Source organism: Microbacterium ginsengisoli (genome assembly GCF_000956535.1).
In the GTDB taxonomy this organism is placed as follows: Bacteria; Actinomycetota; Actinomycetes; order Actinomycetales; family Microbacteriaceae; genus Microbacterium; species Microbacterium ginsengisoli.
On sequence record NZ_JYIY01000079.1, the window covers coordinates 176,805 to 193,446 of the forward strand.

Genomic DNA, 16,642 nt, shown 5'->3' on the forward strand with positions numbered 1-16,642 from the left:
CGGGCGTCAGACCGAGTCGGATGCCGCGGCCACCTGCTCGCGGATCTCGGCGGCGACGATCGCCGCGCCGCCCCCGGACAGCACGATCGTGTAGTGATTGAAACCGGGGACACGGGAATGCACGACACCGGGAACGGTCGGGAGCAGGCGTTCCAGGTAGTCGGGGGCGTAGAGCCCCGGCTCCTCGTTCTGCAGGCCGCGCGGCACCGTCAGGAACCGCGTCGGATGTGCGAGCGCGGCGAGAGCCGCCGGCAGCACATCACCGGTGTTCATGTCGAGCGTGTCCGCGGCGGTGATCTCGTAGCTCGTGGCGGGACGCAGCATCCCGGCGCCGTCATCGACGAGGTCGTAGGCGAGGTAGTCCTCGAGGGTCGCCGACCAGTCGTCCCGGAACGCGGGATGCACCCGCCAGAAGTCGAGATAGTCGTCGACGCTCGCGAAGCGGCGGGAGAGCCGTTCGGCCGTCGGCCCCAGGATCGCCGCGACGAGCGTGTCGGTGTCGAGCCCCGCGGGCACGTCGAGCGGCAGCCCGCCGTCGATGAGCAGCAGGCGACTCACGCGCTCCGGGCAGAGGTAGGCGAACGCGAGCGACACGAACGCGCCCATCGAGTGGCCGATCACCACGGAGCTCGTCACGTTGGCGGCGTCGAGGAGCGCAGCCAGGTCGGCGGCATGGGCCGCCATCCCGGCGGGATGCGTGATGCCGTTGCTCGCCCCGCGTCCGCGCAGGTCGGGGGCGATCAGCCGGTAGCCGGGAAGCAGCGGCACGACATCGTCCCAGGCGTGCAGGGACGAGGTGACGCCGTGCACGAGCACGACCTCGCCGAGAACCTCGTCCACCGGCTCCCAGACGATCGCGTGAAGGGTGCCGCCCTCGACGGCCACGTCGAGGGGATGAGCGACATGGGCGCTCATCGTGCGGACCATCCGCCGTCCATGGTGTACGACGCACCGGTGACCATCGCCGCGGCATCCGAGACCAACCAGCCCACGAGCGACGCGACATCATCCGCCTCGACGAGCTGCTTGATCGCGGCCTCGGTCAGCATGACCTTCTCGACCACCTCGTCCTCGGGGATGCCGTGCACCTTCGCCTGGTCGGCGATCTGCTTCTCGACCAGCGGCGTGCGCACGTATCCGGGATTGATGCAGTTGCTGGTGACGCCGTGCTCGGCCCCTTCGAGCGCCGTCACCTTCGAGAGACCCTCGAGGCCGTGCTTGGCGGCGACGTACGCCGACTTGAATGCGCTCGCACGAAGCCCATGCACGCTCGAGATGTTGACGATGCGGCCCCAGCCGCGCTCGTACATGCCGGGGAGCGCCGCGCGGATCAGGAGGAACGGCGCCTCGAGCATGATGCGCTGGATGAGGCGGAAGGCGTCAGGGTCGAAATCGACGATCGAGGCGACGCGCTGGATTCCCGCGTTGTTCACGAGGATGTCGGCGTCGAGGGTGAGCGCGTCGAGCGCCGCGGTGTCACCGAGGTCGACGACCCACGTCTCGCCCCCGATCGCCGCCGCCGCCTTCTCGGCGGCCTCGGCGTTGAGGTCCGCGATGACGACGGTGGCGCCGCGGGCCGCGAACTGCGAGGCGCAGGCGAACCCGATGCCGCTCGCCCCTCCCGTCACGACGGCGCGTCTGCCTGCCAGATCGGTGCTCACGATTCGATTCCTTCCTCGGTGGCGCGCACGACCGGCGCGCCGATGGTCGACGGGCGGGGCGCGAGAGCGTTGTCGATGAACCGCGTCATCGCCGCGAACACGTCCGACGGGATCTGCGCGGGCATCGCGCCCGTGGCATCCCTCTCCCACAGCAGGTACCGCATGCCGATCAGCTCTCCCGCGCCCATGAGCGCCCAGGCAGCCACGGCCGGATCGAGCCCGGCATCGACATCTCCGTCCTGCTGGGCGGCGCGAAGGCCCGCCTCGTAGCCGTCGACGATGCGCGTGTAGTGCAGGCGCAGCAGCGCGGGTGAGACGAACTCGGCCTCGCGCACGACCCGGTAGAGCGCCGGGTGGTCGGCCGTGAAGCGGAAGAACCCCGCGAACCCGGCGTGTTCCGCCTCGAGCCGTGACCGCGCCCCGACCATCGCCTCCCCCATCGCGTGGCGCACCCGCTGGTTGAGGTCGAGCACGAGCGCCTCGAAGATCGACTGCTTCGAGTCGAAGTAGAGGTAGAAGGTACCGAGGCCCACTCCGGCGCGCTCGGTGATCTTCACGATGGATGCCTCGTGGTAGCCGAGGTCGGCGAACACCTGCTCGGCGGCCTCGAGGATGCGTCGCCGGGTCGCCTCACCGCGCTTGGTGAGAGGCCGGCCGGTCGCCTGGGAGACCGGGGAGGCCGCGGCATCCGTCAGGGCGTCATCGGGAGTGTTCATCGATCCTCCGGGGCTCGAGGACGAGGGCGGCGGCGCGTTCGCGCAGCCGCCGACGGGCGATCTTGTCGACCGCGGACCGGGGCAGCTCGTCGACCACGACGAATCGCACCGGAACCTTGACGGAGGAGAGGATGCCGCGGGCGTGCGCGTCGAGCTCGTCCTCACCGACCACTGCCCGCTGAGCGAGCGTGACGAACGCGACACCGCGCTCTCCCCACACCCGGTCGGGCACGGGGACCACCGCCGCGTCGACGACGAGCGGATGCGTGCGCAGCGCCGCCTCGACCTCCGCGGGGGCGACGTTCTCGCCACCGGAGATGAAGATCTCCTTACGCCGGTCGACGATGCGGTAGACGCCGCGCGCGTCGCGCTCGGCGAGGTCGCCGGTGCGCAGCCAGCCACCCACGAAGGCCCGCGCCGTCGCGTCGGGGTCATCGAGGTAGCCGGGCGTCACGCTCGGCCCCTGCACGACCAGCTCGCCGGTGGCGGCGCCGTCGAGCAGGTCGCCGGTCTCGGGATCGATGAGAGCGACGTCGACGTGGCGATAGGGGCGTCCGACCGTGCCGACGAGGTCGTCTGTCTCCCCCGGCACGGTGAGCACGTTGGGGCCGGCCTCGGTGAGGCCGTAGCCCTGGGCGAGACGCACCCCCCGCGCGCGCCACGTGGCGTGGAGGTCGGCGGGCATCGTCGCGCCGCCGACCTGCGCGACGCGCAGGGACGACAGATCGGATGCCGCGAATCTCGGGTCGTCGGCGAGCAGTCGGTACTGCGTGGGCACGCCCATCATGACGGTCACACCCCGGTCGGCGATGAGCGGCAGCACACGCGAGGGCTGGAAGGACCGCTCGAGCACGACGGTCGCGCCCGCCCACCACGCGAGCAGCGGCTGCACGTTCCATGCCGCGATGTGGAACTGCGGGAGCATCGTGAGCACGACGTCGTGGGCGGCGATCTCGATCGCGCCGGCGAGGGCGAGGTTGTTCCAGAAGCAGTTGGCGTGGGTGAGCACGACCCCCTTCGGGCTCGCCTCGCTTCCGGAGGTGAAGATGACCAGTAGCGGATCGTCGTCGCGCACCCCGCGGGGGCGCGGTGCCGCGCCGTGGTCGGGATGCCGCGGCGGCAACACCCGCTCGGAGGTGTGACCGCCGAGCACGGCGACGGGCGGCACCGTGTCCAGGTGCGTGCGTGCCTCGGCGACGAGCCCCGCGTACTCATCGTCGACGAGGAGCAGCTGCGGCCGCGCGCGTGCGATCAGGGCGGCGAGTTCACCGGCGGCTGCCCGCCACGACAGCGGAACGAATGCCGCGCCGACCGACGCGCAGCCGAAGAACGCCACGACGTGGTCGATCGAGTTGCCCGACACGGTGGCGACGCGGTCGCCCGCACCGTAGCCCGCCGCACGCAACGCCTCGACGAACCCCGCGACGCGCTCGGCGAGCGTCGCGTAGTCGATGCGAACCCCTCGGTCATCGATCGCGGTGGACGCCGGCGACAGCCGCGCCCGGTCGCGCACCCAGCGCGCGACGGTGTGCGGCTCGTCGACGAGCGGCGTCAGGTCGAGGGCGTTCATACCCGCGCCTCGACGCGGTCCTCCGCGGCATCCAGCTCGGTCAGGGGCGTCGCGCGACGCCCCGAACGTCGCCGCCGCGCGAGCTGGTCGACGGTGCCGGCGATCCCACCGGGCAGGAACATCACCACGATGATGAACAGTACGCCCAGCAGGAACAGCGGTTCGGAGAGCGGCACGCGCAGCACGTCGGGAAGGCCGGCGATCGCGTCGGTGCGGGCGAGCACTGTGAGGCGCTGGTCGAGGAGCGTGTAGACCACCCCACCGATCACCGCTCCCCAGCGGAACCCGACACCGCCGAGCACGACCATCACGAGGATCGTGATCGTGAGGTCGGCCGACACCGCCCGCGGCTGAGTGCCCGACTGCAGGAGCATGTAGGCGACACCGGCGGCCGCGGCGCATCCGGCGGCGACGACGAACACCAGGAGTTTCGCGGTGTAGGGGCGCAGTCCGAGGATCTGCACCCTCTGGTCGTTCTCGCGCGCCGCTCGCGCGAGGTGCCCGAGGCGCGAACTGTCGACCCAGAGCGCGACGAGATAGACGAGCACGACCACCACGAGGGCGATCCAGTAGAGGTTTCGGGTGTTCGCGACCCCGAGCAGTGCATCCGGAACCGAGCCGGTCGGGAGGGCGAGTCCCTCTTCGCCTCCGGTGACCTCCTGGTTGCGGCGCACGAGCACGGAGCCTGCCTGGGCGAATGCCAGCGTCACCATCGCGAACGGGATGCCCGTCACCCGCATGCTGATCGCGCCGGTGAGCGCCGCGATCGCGAGGCCGCCGATCAGGGCGATCAGCACGCCCGGCCACAGCGGCACACCGGCGTACTGCAGCACGATGCCGAGGCCGTACGCCCCCGCCCCGAAGTAGAGGGCGTGCCCGAAGGAGAGCAGTCCCGCGGTGCCGAGCAGCATGTTGTACGACAGCGCGAGAGCGGCGAAGACCATGCACAGGGCCATGAGCTGCAGACTGCCCGCCGTGTAGGTGGGCCCGGGGAGGATGCCGGGGATCGACAGGTCGAGCAGGGGCAGCACGGCGAGCACAGCGACGAGGACGACGCCGACGATCGCCGGCACGAGTGCGCGCCGCACCGGGCGGGGCTGCGAGATGGATGCCGCGGTCATGCCGCCCTCCCGAGGAGTCCGCGCGGGCGCACCAGCAGCACGACCGCGAGCAGCACGACCACGATGAAGTCGCCGGTGCCGCCGAGGAAGAAGTTCGCGAACTGCTGCAGCACAGCGACGATCACCGACGCGATCGCCGCGCCCGCGAGCGAGCCGAGGCCGCCGATGACCGTGACGATGAACGCGAAGATGAGCAGAGTCTGCCCGAGCTGAGCCGAGACATATCCGGTGTACTGCGCCGCGAGCACGCCGCCGATGCCGGCAGCCGCCCCGCCGATGGCGAAGACGAGCGTGAACGAGTGACGGACGTCGATGCCGAGCGCGGTCACCATCTGCCGGTTCTCGACGCCGGCGCGGATGATCATGCCGTACCGCGTGCGCCGCAGGAACACGACGAGTGCGGCGAGCACGAGCGCGGCGGCGAGCATCAGCACCCAGTAGGTGTTCGGGATGCGCGCTCCCAGCACGTCGGTCGTCTGCACGAGCCACTCGGGACCCTTGATGTAGATCGGATCGGTTCCCCAGATGCCCTCGAACAGGGCGACGGCGGCGAACGAGAGCCCGACGGTCACCAGCACCTGTTCGATGTGACGTTCGTAGAGGGGGCGGATCAGCGCCAACTCGGTGACCGCCGCGAACACGGCGCCGACGACAGCGCCCGCCAGGATCGAGAGCAGGAAGCCACCCCAGGACGAGGTGTCCATGCGGCGCGCGACCTCCCAGCCGACCAGCGCGCTGAGCGTCAGGAAGGCTCCGTGGGCGAAGTTCAGCACGTGCATGAGCCCGTAGATGAGGCTGAGGCCCGAGGCGATGAGGAAGTAGAGGGCGCCGAGGCCGACGCCCGTGATCAGGACGAGCACGAGGGAGCTCATGCGGTCACCTCCGCATGCACTCCGAGCAGCCGTCGCGTGAGGTCGGGGTCGTCGAGGATGCCGGCGGCGGTGCCGGTGTGCACCACGCGCCCGCCACTGATGACGATCGCGGGTCCGGCGAGCCGGCGCACCACCTCGAGGTTCTGCTCGACGAGCAGGATGGGCACCGTGCGCGCCGCCTCTGCGAGGGCATCCGCCACTTCTGTCACGATCTTCGGCGCGAGCCCCTTGGTCGGCTCGTCGACCAGCAGGATGCGGTTGTCGTTGAGCAGGGCCCGGGCGACCGAGACCATCTGCTGCTGTCCGCCCGAGAGCGTGCCGGCGGCCTGATTGCGGCGGGCGACGAGGTCGGGGAACAGCTCGGCGACGAATTCGCGGCGCGGGTTGCGCTGCCGCTCTGCAAGGGCGAGGTTCTCGGCCACCGTGAGGCCGGCGAAGACCTCTCGGTCCTCGGGCACGTACCCCACACCCCGCTGCACGATGCGATGGGTGGAGAGCCCGTCGATCCGCTCCCCCGCGAGCGTCACCTGCCCACGGCGGGAGATCAGCCCGAGGATCGCACGCAGCGTCGAGGTCTTGCCGACGCCGTTGCGGCCGAGTACCGCGGTGATGCCGGTCGCGGGCACCGAGAACGAGACATCCTCGACGACCTGCTGGCCGCCGATCGTCGCCCGCAGGTTCGCGACCTCGAGGATCGATTCGGATGCCGCGCTCATGCCGCCGTCCCCAGGTAGGCCTGCTGCACGACCGGGTTCGCCATGATCTCGGCGGGGTCGTCGAAGGCGATGATGCTGCCGAAGTACATGACGGCGACCTTGTCGACGAAGCCGAGGAGCACGTCGATGTGGTGCTCGACCATGAGCACGGTGCAGTTCTTCTCGCTCTGCATGCGGCGGATGGTGTCGACGAGGCCCGGCACGTCACCGGACCCGACGCCGGCCATGGGCTCGTCGAGGAGCACCACGTCGGCGTCGGTCGCGAGCAGCACGGCGATCTCGAGTTTGCGCTTGTCGCCGTGCGAGATGTCGCCGGCGAAGGCGTCGAGCTTGTGGTCGAGACCGACCTCCTCGAGCGCGGCGTGTGCGCGGCGGGTCGCGGCATCCGCTCGCCCGGGGAAGCGCAGCAGCGAGTAGCTGCCGCCGAGCTGAGCCTGGGCGGCCAGGCGCACGTTCTCGAGAACGCTCAGCCGCGGGAACAGACTCGAGGTCTGGAAGGTGCGCCCCAGCCCCGCCCGCGCTCGGCGCGGGACCGACGTGCGCGTGACGTCGGAGCCGTGGAGGCGGATGGAGCCGGACGTGGGCTTGACGAGTCCGGACACGGCGTTGAACAGGGTGGTCTTCCCTGCTCCGTTGGGGCCGATGACCCCGACGGAGGAGCCGGCCGGGACCGTGAGGTCCACGTCCTTCAGGATCGTCGCGCCACCGATCTGCAGGCCGAGGCCGGCGATCTCGAGGGCGGGCGGGGTGGAGCTGGACATGCGGCCTCCGGCTACTTCATCGTCACGGGTGCGGGGGCGACATCCGCGCCCTTGACCGTGTCGACCAGCTGGGGCGTGAACGACGAGCCGTTCGCGACGAGCTTCACCTGGTACATGTCCTGGATCAGGGCGTGGTCGGCGGCGCGCACGGTGTTGCTCCCCTTCGGACCGTCGAAGGTGTAGCCCTCGAGCGACGAGATCATCTGATCGACGTCCCCCTTGCCCTGCTGGATGGCGTGCACGATCATCAGCGCCGCGTTGAAGCCGTCGGGGCTGAACAGATCGGGCGTGCCGCCGGCCTGCGTGATGAGGTCGATCATCTTGGTGTTCACGTCGTTCGACGGGGCGCCCGGGAAGTAGTGGTTCAGGAACTTGATCTTCGTGGACGCATCGCCGTAGGCGTTGAACGTGGACGAATCGCCGAGCCCGGTGACGACCGGGATCTGGTCGAGCACGCCCTGCTGGCTGAGCGACTGCCACATCGCGCCGGTGGTGGCGCCGGCCCACGCGACGAAGACGAGGTCGGGCTTGGCACTGAGCACCTGTTGGGCGAACGGGGTGAACTCGGTCACGTCCTCGGCGACGAGCACGGGCGTCACGGTCGCGCCCTTGGCCCCGAGGATCGCCTTGACGGCGGCGACGTTGCCCTGCCCGAACGCGTTGTTCTGAGCGAAGACGACGACGTTCTTGCCGCTGATGTCGGGCAGGAACGTGCCGGCGGTGGCGACGTCCTGCGCGCTCTCACGGCCGGAGCGGAACGTGTACTTGTTGGCGCCGGTGATGGCATCGGTGGCCGCGGGACCCGAGATGAACAGCACCTTGTTCTGTGCGGCTTGGTCGGCGAGCTTGAGCGCCACGCCCGACGAGGCCGAGCCCGCGAGGATGTTGACGCCTTGACCGATCAGATCCTTCGCCGCGGTGACGGCGGTGTCGGGGTTGCCCGCGTCATCCCGGTAGTCGACGGTGATCTTGGTGCCGTCGATCGTGTTCGTGCCGCCGGTCGCGTAGTTCAGGCCGGCCTTGAAGCCGTCCAGGTACTGCTTGCCGTAGCCCGCGAGGGCTCCGGTCTCGCTCGTGATCACGCCGACGGTGACCTCCGACGGACCCGAGGCGGTGCTGCCTGCCCCGGCGCCGGTTCCGGGGGCGCATGCGCTGAGGCCGATGGCGGCGCTCGCGATCACCGCCCCGAGGAGCAACTTCTTCGTAACTCGCATGTGATTGCCTTTCACCCTTGGAAGGACTTCCTGAAAGCTGATTCAGGTATTGCGAGACTAAGAAGTCGGATGCCGCGATGTCAAGGCGGTGCGCGTGAAGCTCCGCCGATCCCCTCGGGGGTCAACCGCATTACATACTCGGGGTATATACTTCCGGTATGACTCGCACGAAGGATATCGAGAGGATCGTGACGGCCGCCCACGCGCTCACGCGCATCGCCGCCGTCCGCACCGGCAGCGAGGTGCCGGCCGCGCAGTGGCGCATGCTCAGTGCGCTGAACGGCGAGGGCGCGCTCCGCGTCGGCGCGCTCGCGCAGTTCGCGCGCACGCCGCAGCCCGTCGTCACCCGCCTCGTCGGCCAGCTGGTCGACGAGGGCCTCGTGACCCGCGCCGGCGACCCGGAGGACTCGCGCGCGACCGTCGTCGACCTCACCGCCGACGGCCGTGAGGCGCTCGATCGCTGGCGTACCGACCTCGTCGCGGCGATCGAACCGCTGTTCACCGACCTCGCCGACGACGAGTGGGAGACCCTCCGTCGCGCCTCGCAGATCCTCGCCGATCGCACGGCCGTCTCGCTGGCGGTGGCCCGATGAGCGGCGGGCGCACCGGGGCATCCGTTCTGCGTCAGCCGCTGCAGGTGTGGGCGGTCGCCTTCGCCTGCGTGGTCGCGTTCATGGGTATCGGCCTGGTCGACCCCATCCTCCCGGCGATCGCCGAGTCGCTGCAGGCGACACCGGTGCAGACCGAGCTGCTGTTCACGAGCTATCTGCTCGTGACCGCTCTCGCGATGCTCGTCACGAGCTGGATCTCGAGCCGCATCGGAGCGAAGGCGACCCTGCTGATCGGTCTCGCGCTCATCGTGGTGTTCGCCCTTTTCGCCGGTCTCAGCGGGTCGGTCGAGGCGGTCATCGGCTTCCGGGCGGGCTGGGGCCTCGGCAACGCGCTCTTCATCTCGACCGCCCTCGCCACGATCGTGGGCGCTGCGGCCGGCGGCTCGGGGGCGGCCATCATGCTCTACGAGGCGGCGCTCGGCATCGGCATCGCTGTCGGCCCGCTGCTCGGCGGCCTGCTCGGCGAGGTGAGCTGGAAGTGGCCCTTCTTCGGCGTCTCGGTGCTGATGGCGGTGGCGTTCGTCGCGATCGCGATCCTGCTGCGCACCAAGGGTGAGAAGCGCACGCCGGTGGCGTTCTCGGCGCCGTTCCGGGCGCTCGGCAACCCGTCGCTGGCGATCCTCGCGGTCGCGGCGCTCTTCTACAACATCGGGTTCTTCACGCTGCTCGCCTTCTCGCCCTTCCCCTTGGGGTTCGGCGCGATGGGCATCGGGTTCACCTTCTTCGGGTGGGGCATCGCCGTCGCGATCACGAGCGTCTGGGTCGCACCCCTGATGCTCAAGCGGATGACCCGCAGCACCGCCATGCTCATCACACTGCCGCTCCTGGCGATCGACCTGGTCGTCGCGGGTGTGCTCGTGACCTCCCCCACCGCTCTGGTCGTGTGCATCATCGTGGGCGGTCTGATGCTCGGCATCATGAACACCGTGCTCACCGAGTCGGTGATGGAGGCGACCGACCTGCCGCGCGCGGTGGCGTCGTCGGCGTACTCCGCGGTGCGGTTCCTGGGTGGCGCGGCCGCTCCGCCGCTCGCCGCGTTCCTGTGGCACGCGGCGAACGCGTCGGTGCCCTACTGGGTCGCCGCGCTCGCGGTGCTGATCTCCGCCGGGGCGATCCTCGTCGGACGCCCGAAGCTCGCACGCATCGACGTGCGCGAGGCGGACGAGGCCGAAGAGGGCGCCGCGGTGCTCATCGGCGACGCCGCCTGATCCCCCCGATCACCACGCCAGGTCGGCCGCCAGCCCCGCACGGGCGGCGGCCGACCGCACGCGGTCGTGCAGTTCGAGCGACGCGGTCGCCGCGAGCGGGTGGGTGCTCACCCCGTCACGGGCGACGAGCCGCCCACCGACGTACACGTGGGTGAGGTTTCGCAGTCCGCACGCGAACGCGTAGTGGGCGAACGGGTCCCAGACGGGTCCGGTGTCGGGATGCCGCGGGTCGACGATCACGAGGTCGGCGAACTTCCCCACCGCGAGAGATCCGATGCGGTCCCCCACACCCAGCGCCTCGGCACCGCCGAGCGTGTGCATGCGGATCATCTCGCGCGGCATGATGATCGCGGCATCCCGGTGCAGGGCACGCTGCGCGTACATGCCGATGCGCATGTTCTGGAAGGGGTCGGAGATGTCGGTGCACGACTGGTCGTCGAGGCCCACTCCGATCGGCATGCCCAGTTCGCGGTAGCGCGGGATGTCGGCGAAGCCCGAGGCGAGCCGGCCGTTGGAGGCGGGCTGCCACACCATGCCGGCGCCGCGCTCCGCGGCGGTGCGGGACATGTGCTCGTCGGGGTGCACGAAGTGGCCGAACAGGAAGCCGGGACGCAGCGCTCCCGAGCGCTCGTACCAGTCGAACTTCTCGCGCTGCTGGTCGAGCGCCTCGCTCGTCTCGAGGAAGTGCGCCTGGTTGCTCACCCCGTGGGCGTCCATCATCGCCGCCTCGTGCGCGGCCGTCTCGGGACTGTCACTCCATTGCTGCGCGCCGAACACCGAGCCGCCGAGGTCGAGCTCGCGCGGGATGGCGGTGCGCACGTAGTCCATCGCATCGGCGAACACCCCGTGCGCACGATCGGCGCTCTGCAGCTCGGAGTCGATGCGCACCGCGTTGACCAGGCGCAGGTTCGCGTCGGCGCCGGCATCCACCTGCCGGTAGACGTACTCGGGGCCGAGCTCGGCGAGGATGACGCGGCTGTCGCTCGCCGCGTCGTAGCGGCTGTGGAACCGCGACGAGAGGAAGTTGTAGGCCGAGGTGACGCCGTTGACGAGGAAGTCGAGGCTACCGTGGAGCGTCATCCAGTACACGTCGTCGGCGTCGGTTCCCGACATGAACTGCGCCTGCACGCCGACCCAGCCGTAGAGCGGATCACCGGGGGTCATTCCCCGCATGCCGGACGTGAAGATGTGGCTGTGTGCCGACACGAAACCGGGAGCGACGAAGGCGCCGGCGGCATCCACCACCTCGGCGGCGGTGAGGGCGTCTGCCGGGGCGTCACCCACCCCGAGGCCGGAGATGCGCCCGTCGGCACCCACCGAGATCCAGCCGCGGAACCAGTCCTCGCCGTCGACCATCGAGAGGATGACGGCATCGGTGATCGTGAGCAGCGGGCGGGGAGCGGATGCAGCAGAGTCGGGCATGCCGCCAGCATTCCGCGCCCGGGAGACACGGCCGTTTCCCTCGTGTTTCCGACAGATGTGCGCAGTGCCGACTCACTCCACAGGGGCAATGACGAAGGGCCTCGGCGACGCTGTCGCGTGCCGAGGCCCTTCTGCGGTGCACCCCCTGGGACTCGAACCCAGAACCCACTGATTAAGAGTCAGTTGCTCTGCCGATTGAGCTAGAGGTGCATGGTTCGCGCTGCGAAAGCTCGCGGTCGAACCGAGGGTCAACGTTATCATCCCGCGTCCCGCGCCGCGAATCGGGCCGAGAACCGCCGGATAGGCTGGAGCCATGACCGCCGCGCCCGTGACTCCCGACGCCGCCGACGCCCGGGATGCCGCGGCATCCGGTCTCTTCGCCGCCGATCTGGCGCTCGCGCTGCGCCTCGCGGACGCGGCCGACGCCGTCACGATGGCGCGCTTCGACGCCGCCGACCTCGAGATCGACGTGAAGCCCGATGCGACGCACGTGACGGAGGCCGACCTCGCGACCGAGCGGGCGATCCGGGCGATCCTCGGCAGTGAGCGTCCCGACGACGGCATCTTCGGCGAGGAGTACGGCGCCGAAGGATCGACCCACCGCCAATGGATCATCGACCCCATCGACGGCACCGCGAACTACCTCAAGGGAATCCCGATGTGGGCGACGCTCATCGCCCTGGCCGTCGACGGCGTGCCGCAGGTCGGCGTCGTCAGCCAGCCCGCCCTCGGGCGCCGCTGGTGGGGCGCGACCGGATCGGGCGCGTGGACGGCGACCGACGCCGGACCGCGTCGCCTCGGCGTCTCGTCGGTCGACACGCTCGCCGAGGCGAGCATCAGCTTCCAGAGCATTCAGCAGTGGGACGAGGTCGGGCGCCTCGACCAGCTCGTCGCCCTCACCCGCACCGTGTGGCGTGACCGAGGCTACGGCGACGCGTGGCCGTACATGCTGCTCGCCGAGGGCCGGCTCGAGTTCGTCGCCGAGTTCGGAGTGAAGGAGTACGACATCGCCCCGATGTTCCCGATCATCGCCGAGGCCGGCGGACGCGTCACCGCGATCGACGGCAGCGCGTCGCTCGCGGACCGATCGGTGCTGGCCACCAACGGTGCACTGCACGACGCGTTCCTCGGCGCCGTCGCCCGAGCCGAAGGGACCGCTCCGTGACCCGACGTGCCACGATGCTGACCGCGACGACGCTCGCGCTCGTCGCCCTCACGGGATGCACCGCGACCGCGAGCCCCGCGCCGTCGAATCCTGTCGCCTCGACCCCTGCCGCGACCGGCACGGCCAGCGCAACCCCCGTGCCGACGGGTACCGCCACCGCCGCCGCGGCAACATGTGACGGCATCCTCGACCCGAGCGTCGTGAAGAGCCTGTCCGATCAGGGCTGGACCTTCCGCCAGGAGTCGTTCCGCGCAGGGTCCACAGTGCTCACCGGTGGCCTGCAGTGCGTCTGGGGCGACTACTCGATCGCCAGCGATCACGTGCAGATCTACGGTTGGGCGCCGATCTCCGCCGAGCAAGCGGCGAGCGTGCGCACCGACCTGCTCGCCCAGGGCTTCCGCGCCGTCGAGGACAGCCGCGGCTCGTACCTCACCGAGAACGCGAACACCGCCATCGCGACGGATGCGGACGGGTACGGCACCACCTACCAGTTCGGCGACGGCTGGATCACCCTCTCGGACACCAAACAGGGACTGCTCCTCATCGAGCGCCCCACCGCCTGACCACGGGCCCGCACCGGCGCCCTCAGAGGCCGAGCACGATGCGCGGGCACGCGGCCCGCGACACGCACACGTACATGACGTCGCTTCGCTCGCGCTCGGACGGCGACAGGATCGAGTCGCGATGATCGATCTCGCCGGAGATCACCGGCGTCTCGCAGGTGCCGCACGTGCCCTCGCGGCAGCTCGAGAGCACGAACACGCCCGACTCCTCGAGAACGTCGAGGACGCTCCGATCGGGCGCGACCTCGACGGTCATCCCGCTGTACTCCAGCTCCACCTCGAACGGCCCGTCCCAGACCGGCGCCGTCAAGGGCTCGGGTTCGAAGCGCTCGGCTGCGAACGCCACCCCGTGGGCGCCCGCGATCTGCTCTGCCGCATCCACGAGGCGCAGCGGTCCGCAGCACCACACCCCGGTGTCTGCCCGGAGAGCTCCGAAGAGCACCTCGAGATCCAGACGTCCGCCCCGCTCCGACACGTGCAGCACGAGCCGGTCGCCGTGCCGTTCCCGCAGCTCGTCGACGAGGATCATGCGGCCCTCGTGACCCGCGTAGTGCAGTTCGTAGTCGATGCCGGCGGATGCCGCGGCATCCGCCATCGCCGCGATCGGCGTGATGCCGATGCCGCCCGCCAGGAACACCGCACGCGGATGAGCGGCGGCATCGAAGCGGAAGTGGTTGCGAGGCCCGGCGAGGCGCAGAACCGTTCCCTCGGCGACCTGGTCGAGCATCCAGGTCGACCCGCCCCGACTGTCGGGCTCACGCAGCACTCCCAGCCGCCACCGCTGCGCACCGGCCGGACCCACGAGGGAGTACTGCCGCACCAGGCCGCCCGGCTGCAGCACGTCGACGTGCGCTCCCGGCTCCCAGGCGGGAAGCGGCTCGTCACCCTGGGGGGCGAGTTCGAGCACGACGAGATCGTCGCTCACCGCGGTGCGGGAGACGACACGGACATCCACATCGGAAGCGATCGGGTTCATAGGCGTGCGGGATGCTCCTTGACGATGATGAGCCGGTAGGCACGGCCGTCGGCCGACCGCCACCGGTGCCGGGTTCCGCCGGCGTAGAAGACCGAATCCCCCGGGGCGAGCACATCGGGCCGCCCCTCCCGGTCGAGGTCGATCTCGACCGTGCCGTCGAGAACGAACATCCATTCGTCCTCGTCGTGGTCGAAGAAGTCGCCGAACTCGACGTTCTCGGCACGGAACTCCATCGGGTGGAACGATCGAGGGTCCGAGACGAGCATGCGCGCGATGCCCTCGGCGTACGCGCCCGACGACCCCTCATCGGCCCGCACGACATCGACCTCGTCGCCCGTCGTCGCCGGCCGGTCGACCGACAGCAGCTCGACCTGGCTGGTGCCGAGCGCCCGCGCGATGCGCTCGAGCGAGCCCATGCTGGGCCTGGTGAGTCCGCGCTCGAGCTGCGAGAGGAACGGGTGGGAGAGCTCCGACGCCGAGGCGAGCTCGACGAGAGTGAGCCTCCGGGCATGCCGCATCGCGCGGATCCGCTCCCCCAAGGCCACGGTCACCTCGTCGACCGGCGACGAGGTGGGGGCCGCGACATTCTTCGCCATGACTGACACCTCCGAACAGCAAGCGGCACCCGCGCGGGTGCCGCTCCGCCAGAAAGTACACCACACCCGGCGAGCGGGCCCGCGCCGGTTTCGCGAGCAGAAACGGACGCGTCACATGCGCGAAACGCGCCCTCCCTACAGTGCCGATTGTAAGTGGGACCAACATCCCGCCCTGCCCGATCGGCCTCTCCCGAGGGGAATCATGTCGTCACTCCCGCGTCCGCTGCGCGTGCTGCGCTCGGCCCGTCTCGCCGACGGATCGCTCGTCGACATCACCCTCGACGGCGAGCTCGTCGCCGCCGTCACCCCCGCCGATCCGGCCGCGGAGATCGACGAGGCATCCGACCTCGACCTGCGGGGGTATCTCGTCGTCACGGCGCCCGCCGAACCGCACGCGCACCTCGACAAGGCCCGCAGCTGGGATGCCGCGCGGCCACCCGCCGGCGATCTCGTCCGCGCGATCGAGTCATGGCGCGCGTTCGCCGCCGGCCAGACCGAGGACGACATCGCCGCCCGCGCCCGCGCCCAGGCGCTCGAGAACCTCGCCGCGGGGACGACGGCCATCCGCACTCACGTCGATCTGTTCGCCGACCACGATCCGCTGCGGGGCGTGCGTGCACTCGTGCGGGTGCGCGACGAGCTCGCCGCACTCATCGACATCCAGCTCGTCGCCCTCGGCGGCGAGTGGGTGCCCGACGACGTGTACGAAGGCGCCCTCGACCTCGGCGTCGACATCGTCGGCGGAGCCCCCCACCTCGCCACCGACCCGCATGCGGAGCTGCATCGCGCGCTCGACATCGCCGAGCGGCGCGGCGCCCCGGTCGATCTGCACACCGACGAGTCCCTCGACGGCCCGCTCACGATCGTGTCGTACGCCAACCGGGTGGCCGCATGGTCGCAGCCGCGTTCTGCCGGGCACTGCGTGCGACTGGGCACGCTCCCCGCCGACGAGCTCGCCGAGGTGGTCGCCGCGGTCGCCGCCGCGGACCTGCGCATCATCACGCTGCCGATCACGAACCTCTACCTGCAGGGCTGGGAGCACCCGGTATCGACCCCGCGCGGGCTCACCGCCGCACGGGCCCTCCTCGACGCCGGAGTCGTGCTCGGAGCGGGTGCCGACAACGTGCGGGATCCCTTCAACCCGGTCGGCCGCGGCGACGCGCTCGAGACCGCCTCGTTGCTCGTCACCGCCGGGCACCTGAGCCTCGACGAAGCCCTCACCGCCATCACCTCCGGGGCACGCGCTGCGATGTGGCTTCCCGAGGCGGGCCCCGTCGTCGGCGCACGCGCCGAACTGCTCGCCGTGCGCGCCGACAGCCTCGGCGAGGCGATCGCCTCGGGCTCCCCCGACCGTCTCGTCATCCACGCCGGGCGACTCGTCGCTCGCACCACGATCCACCGCGACATCGCGCCGGCAGGCGTCGCCGCGGCATCCCCCTCTCTCACCCGCTGATCAGAAGAGAAAGCTGA

General features: G+C 70.5%; 17 protein-coding genes and 1 tRNA gene. 5 read left to right on the forward strand and 13 right to left on the reverse strand.

Features of this window, described 5'->3' with window-relative positions; genetic code table 11:
- Positions 1 to 6: 6 nt before the first annotated feature.
- The 9 genes from RR49_RS12960 to RR49_RS13000 are packed head-to-tail and all read right to left on the reverse strand — an operon-like array spanning position 7 to position 8,631.
- Complete coding sequence (locus RR49_RS12960; RefSeq protein WP_045248499.1) at positions 7 to 915, reverse strand: alpha/beta fold hydrolase; 909 nt, start codon at positions 913 to 915, stop codon at positions 7 to 9.
- A complete protein-coding gene (locus tag RR49_RS12965) occupies positions 912 to 1,664 on the reverse strand; it encodes a 3-hydroxybutyrate dehydrogenase (protein WP_156454823.1) in 753 nt (250 codons plus the stop codon). Before RR49_RS12965 ends, RR49_RS12960 begins: the two co-directional genes overlap by 4 nt.
- A complete protein-coding gene (locus RR49_RS12970) occupies positions 1,658 to 2,377 on the reverse strand; it encodes a TetR/AcrR family transcriptional regulator (protein ID WP_048808881.1) in 720 nt (239 codons plus the stop codon). Before RR49_RS12970 ends, RR49_RS12965 begins: the two co-directional genes overlap by 7 nt.
- A complete protein-coding gene (locus RR49_RS12975) occupies positions 2,361 to 3,947 on the reverse strand; it encodes a class I adenylate-forming enzyme family protein (RefSeq protein ID WP_045248501.1) in 1,587 nt (528 codons plus the stop codon). The genes RR49_RS12970 and RR49_RS12975 overlap by 17 nt, the downstream gene beginning before the upstream one ends.
- Positions 3,944 to 5,068 (reverse strand): branched-chain amino acid ABC transporter permease, encoded by a 1,125-nt coding sequence (locus RR49_RS12980; protein ID WP_045248502.1) that lies wholly within the window; start codon positions 5,066 to 5,068, stop codon positions 3,944 to 3,946. Before RR49_RS12980 ends, RR49_RS12975 begins: the two co-directional genes overlap by 4 nt.
- Positions 5,065 to 5,940, reverse strand: coding sequence for a branched-chain amino acid ABC transporter permease (locus RR49_RS12985; protein WP_045248503.1), 876 nt, complete (start codon positions 5,938 to 5,940; stop codon positions 5,065 to 5,067). The genes RR49_RS12980 and RR49_RS12985 overlap by 4 nt, the downstream gene beginning before the upstream one ends.
- Positions 5,937 to 6,656 carry an ABC transporter ATP-binding protein gene (locus tag RR49_RS12990; RefSeq protein WP_045248504.1) on the reverse strand — a complete coding sequence of 240 codons (720 nt, stop codon included), beginning with the start codon at positions 6,654 to 6,656 and terminating at the stop codon, positions 5,937 to 5,939. Before RR49_RS12990 ends, RR49_RS12985 begins: the two co-directional genes overlap by 4 nt.
- Positions 6,653 to 7,417 carry an ABC transporter ATP-binding protein gene (locus tag RR49_RS12995; protein ID WP_045248505.1) on the reverse strand — a complete coding sequence of 255 codons (765 nt, stop codon included), beginning with the start codon at positions 7,415 to 7,417 and terminating at the stop codon, positions 6,653 to 6,655. Before RR49_RS12995 ends, RR49_RS12990 begins: the two co-directional genes overlap by 4 nt.
- An 11-nt stretch (positions 7,418 to 7,428) precedes the next feature.
- The gene (locus tag RR49_RS13000) at positions 7,429 to 8,631 is read right to left on the reverse strand and encodes a substrate-binding domain-containing protein (protein ID WP_045248506.1); all 1,203 of its coding nucleotides are present in this window, start codon (positions 8,629 to 8,631) and stop codon (positions 7,429 to 7,431) included.
- Positions 8,632 to 8,789: 158 nt separating this feature from the next.
- Between RR49_RS13000 and RR49_RS13005 the strand changes: the two genes are divergently transcribed.
- Both RR49_RS13005 and RR49_RS13010 read left to right on the forward strand, forming a co-directional pair.
- On the forward strand, positions 8,790 to 9,224 hold the full coding sequence (locus RR49_RS13005; protein ID WP_045248507.1) for a MarR family winged helix-turn-helix transcriptional regulator: 435 nt from the start codon (positions 8,790 to 8,792) through the stop codon (positions 9,222 to 9,224).
- Entirely contained in the window at positions 9,221 to 10,450 is a 1,230-nt protein-coding gene (locus RR49_RS13010) for an MFS transporter (RefSeq protein ID WP_045248508.1), read from the forward strand. The genes RR49_RS13005 and RR49_RS13010 overlap by 4 nt, the downstream gene beginning before the upstream one ends.
- 9 nt (positions 10,451 to 10,459) lie before the next feature.
- Here the strand turns inward: RR49_RS13010 and RR49_RS13015 are convergent, their stop codons facing one another.
- Both RR49_RS13015 and RR49_RS13020 read right to left on the reverse strand, forming a co-directional pair.
- Entirely contained in the window at positions 10,460 to 11,872 is a 1,413-nt protein-coding gene (locus tag RR49_RS13015; protein WP_045248509.1) for an amidohydrolase family protein, read from the reverse strand.
- Between the two features lie 137 nt (positions 11,873 to 12,009).
- Positions 12,010 to 12,082 (reverse strand) — tRNA-Lys (locus RR49_RS13020).
- 103 nt (positions 12,083 to 12,185) lie between these two features.
- Here RR49_RS13020 and RR49_RS13025 point away from each other — a divergent pair.
- Positions 12,186 to 13,037 (forward strand): inositol monophosphatase family protein, encoded by an 852-nt coding sequence (locus tag RR49_RS13025; RefSeq protein ID WP_048808882.1) that lies wholly within the window; start codon positions 12,186 to 12,188, stop codon positions 13,035 to 13,037.
- The gene (locus tag RR49_RS13030; protein ID WP_052672053.1) at positions 13,034 to 13,600 is read left to right on the forward strand and encodes a DUF3558 domain-containing protein; all 567 of its coding nucleotides are present in this window, start codon (positions 13,034 to 13,036) and stop codon (positions 13,598 to 13,600) included. Before RR49_RS13025 ends, RR49_RS13030 begins: the two co-directional genes overlap by 4 nt.
- Positions 13,601 to 13,622: 22 nt before the next feature.
- Here the strand turns inward: RR49_RS13030 and RR49_RS13035 are convergent, their stop codons facing one another.
- A complete protein-coding gene (locus RR49_RS13035; RefSeq protein WP_045248510.1) occupies positions 13,623 to 14,576 on the reverse strand; it encodes a PDR/VanB family oxidoreductase in 954 nt (317 codons plus the stop codon).
- Positions 14,573 to 15,172, reverse strand: a complete 600-nt coding sequence (locus RR49_RS13040) for a helix-turn-helix domain-containing protein (protein ID WP_045248511.1) — start codon at positions 15,170 to 15,172, stop codon at positions 14,573 to 14,575. The genes RR49_RS13035 and RR49_RS13040 overlap by 4 nt, the downstream gene beginning before the upstream one ends.
- 202 nt (positions 15,173 to 15,374) lie before the next feature.
- On the opposite strand from RR49_RS13040, the gene RR49_RS13045 reads away from it, so the two are divergent.
- Positions 15,375 to 16,625, forward strand: coding sequence for an amidohydrolase family protein (locus RR49_RS13045; RefSeq protein ID WP_048808883.1), 1,251 nt, complete (start codon positions 15,375 to 15,377; stop codon positions 16,623 to 16,625).
- Positions 16,626 to 16,642: the final 17 nt, after the last annotated feature.

Excerpts from the sequence above, each read along its gene's own strand:
- RR49_RS12960 (WP_045248499.1), bottom strand. The coding sequence starts at position 915 with ATGAGCGCCCATGTCGCTCATCCCCTCGACGTGGCCGTCGAGGGCGGC.
- RR49_RS12970 (WP_048808881.1), bottom strand. The coding sequence starts at position 2,377 with ATGAACACTCCCGATGACGCCCTGACGGATGCCGCGGCCTCCCCGGTC.
- RR49_RS12975 (WP_045248501.1), bottom strand. The coding sequence starts at position 3,947 with ATGAACGCCCTCGACCTGACGCCGCTCGTCGACGAGCCGCACACCGTC.
- RR49_RS12980 (WP_045248502.1), bottom strand. The coding sequence starts at position 5,068 with ATGACCGCGGCATCCATCTCGCAGCCCCGCCCGGTGCGGCGCGCACTC.
- RR49_RS12985 (WP_045248503.1), bottom strand. The coding sequence starts at position 5,940 with ATGAGCTCCCTCGTGCTCGTCCTGATCACGGGCGTCGGCCTCGGCGCC.
- RR49_RS12990 (WP_045248504.1), bottom strand. The coding sequence starts at position 6,656 with ATGAGCGCGGCATCCGAATCGATCCTCGAGGTCGCGAACCTGCGGGCG.
- RR49_RS12995 (WP_045248505.1), bottom strand. The coding sequence starts at position 7,417 with ATGTCCAGCTCCACCCCGCCCGCCCTCGAGATCGCCGGCCTCGGCCTG.
- RR49_RS13000 (WP_045248506.1), bottom strand. The coding sequence starts at position 8,631 with ATGCGAGTTACGAAGAAGTTGCTCCTCGGGGCGGTGATCGCGAGCGCC.
- RR49_RS13005 (WP_045248507.1), top strand. The coding sequence starts at position 8,790 with ATGACTCGCACGAAGGATATCGAGAGGATCGTGACGGCCGCCCACGCG.
- RR49_RS13010 (WP_045248508.1), top strand. The coding sequence starts at position 9,221 with ATGAGCGGCGGGCGCACCGGGGCATCCGTTCTGCGTCAGCCGCTGCAG.
- RR49_RS13015 (WP_045248509.1), bottom strand. The coding sequence starts at position 11,872 with ATGCCCGACTCTGCTGCATCCGCTCCCCGCCCGCTGCTCACGATCACC.
- RR49_RS13025 (WP_048808882.1), top strand. The coding sequence starts at position 12,186 with ATGACCGCCGCGCCCGTGACTCCCGACGCCGCCGACGCCCGGGATGCC.
- RR49_RS13035 (WP_045248510.1), bottom strand. The coding sequence starts at position 14,576 with ATGAACCCGATCGCTTCCGATGTGGATGTCCGTGTCGTCTCCCGCACC.
- RR49_RS13040 (WP_045248511.1), bottom strand. The coding sequence starts at position 15,172 with ATGGCGAAGAATGTCGCGGCCCCCACCTCGTCGCCGGTCGACGAGGTG.
- RR49_RS13045 (WP_048808883.1), top strand. The coding sequence starts at position 15,375 with ATGTCGTCACTCCCGCGTCCGCTGCGCGTGCTGCGCTCGGCCCGTCTC.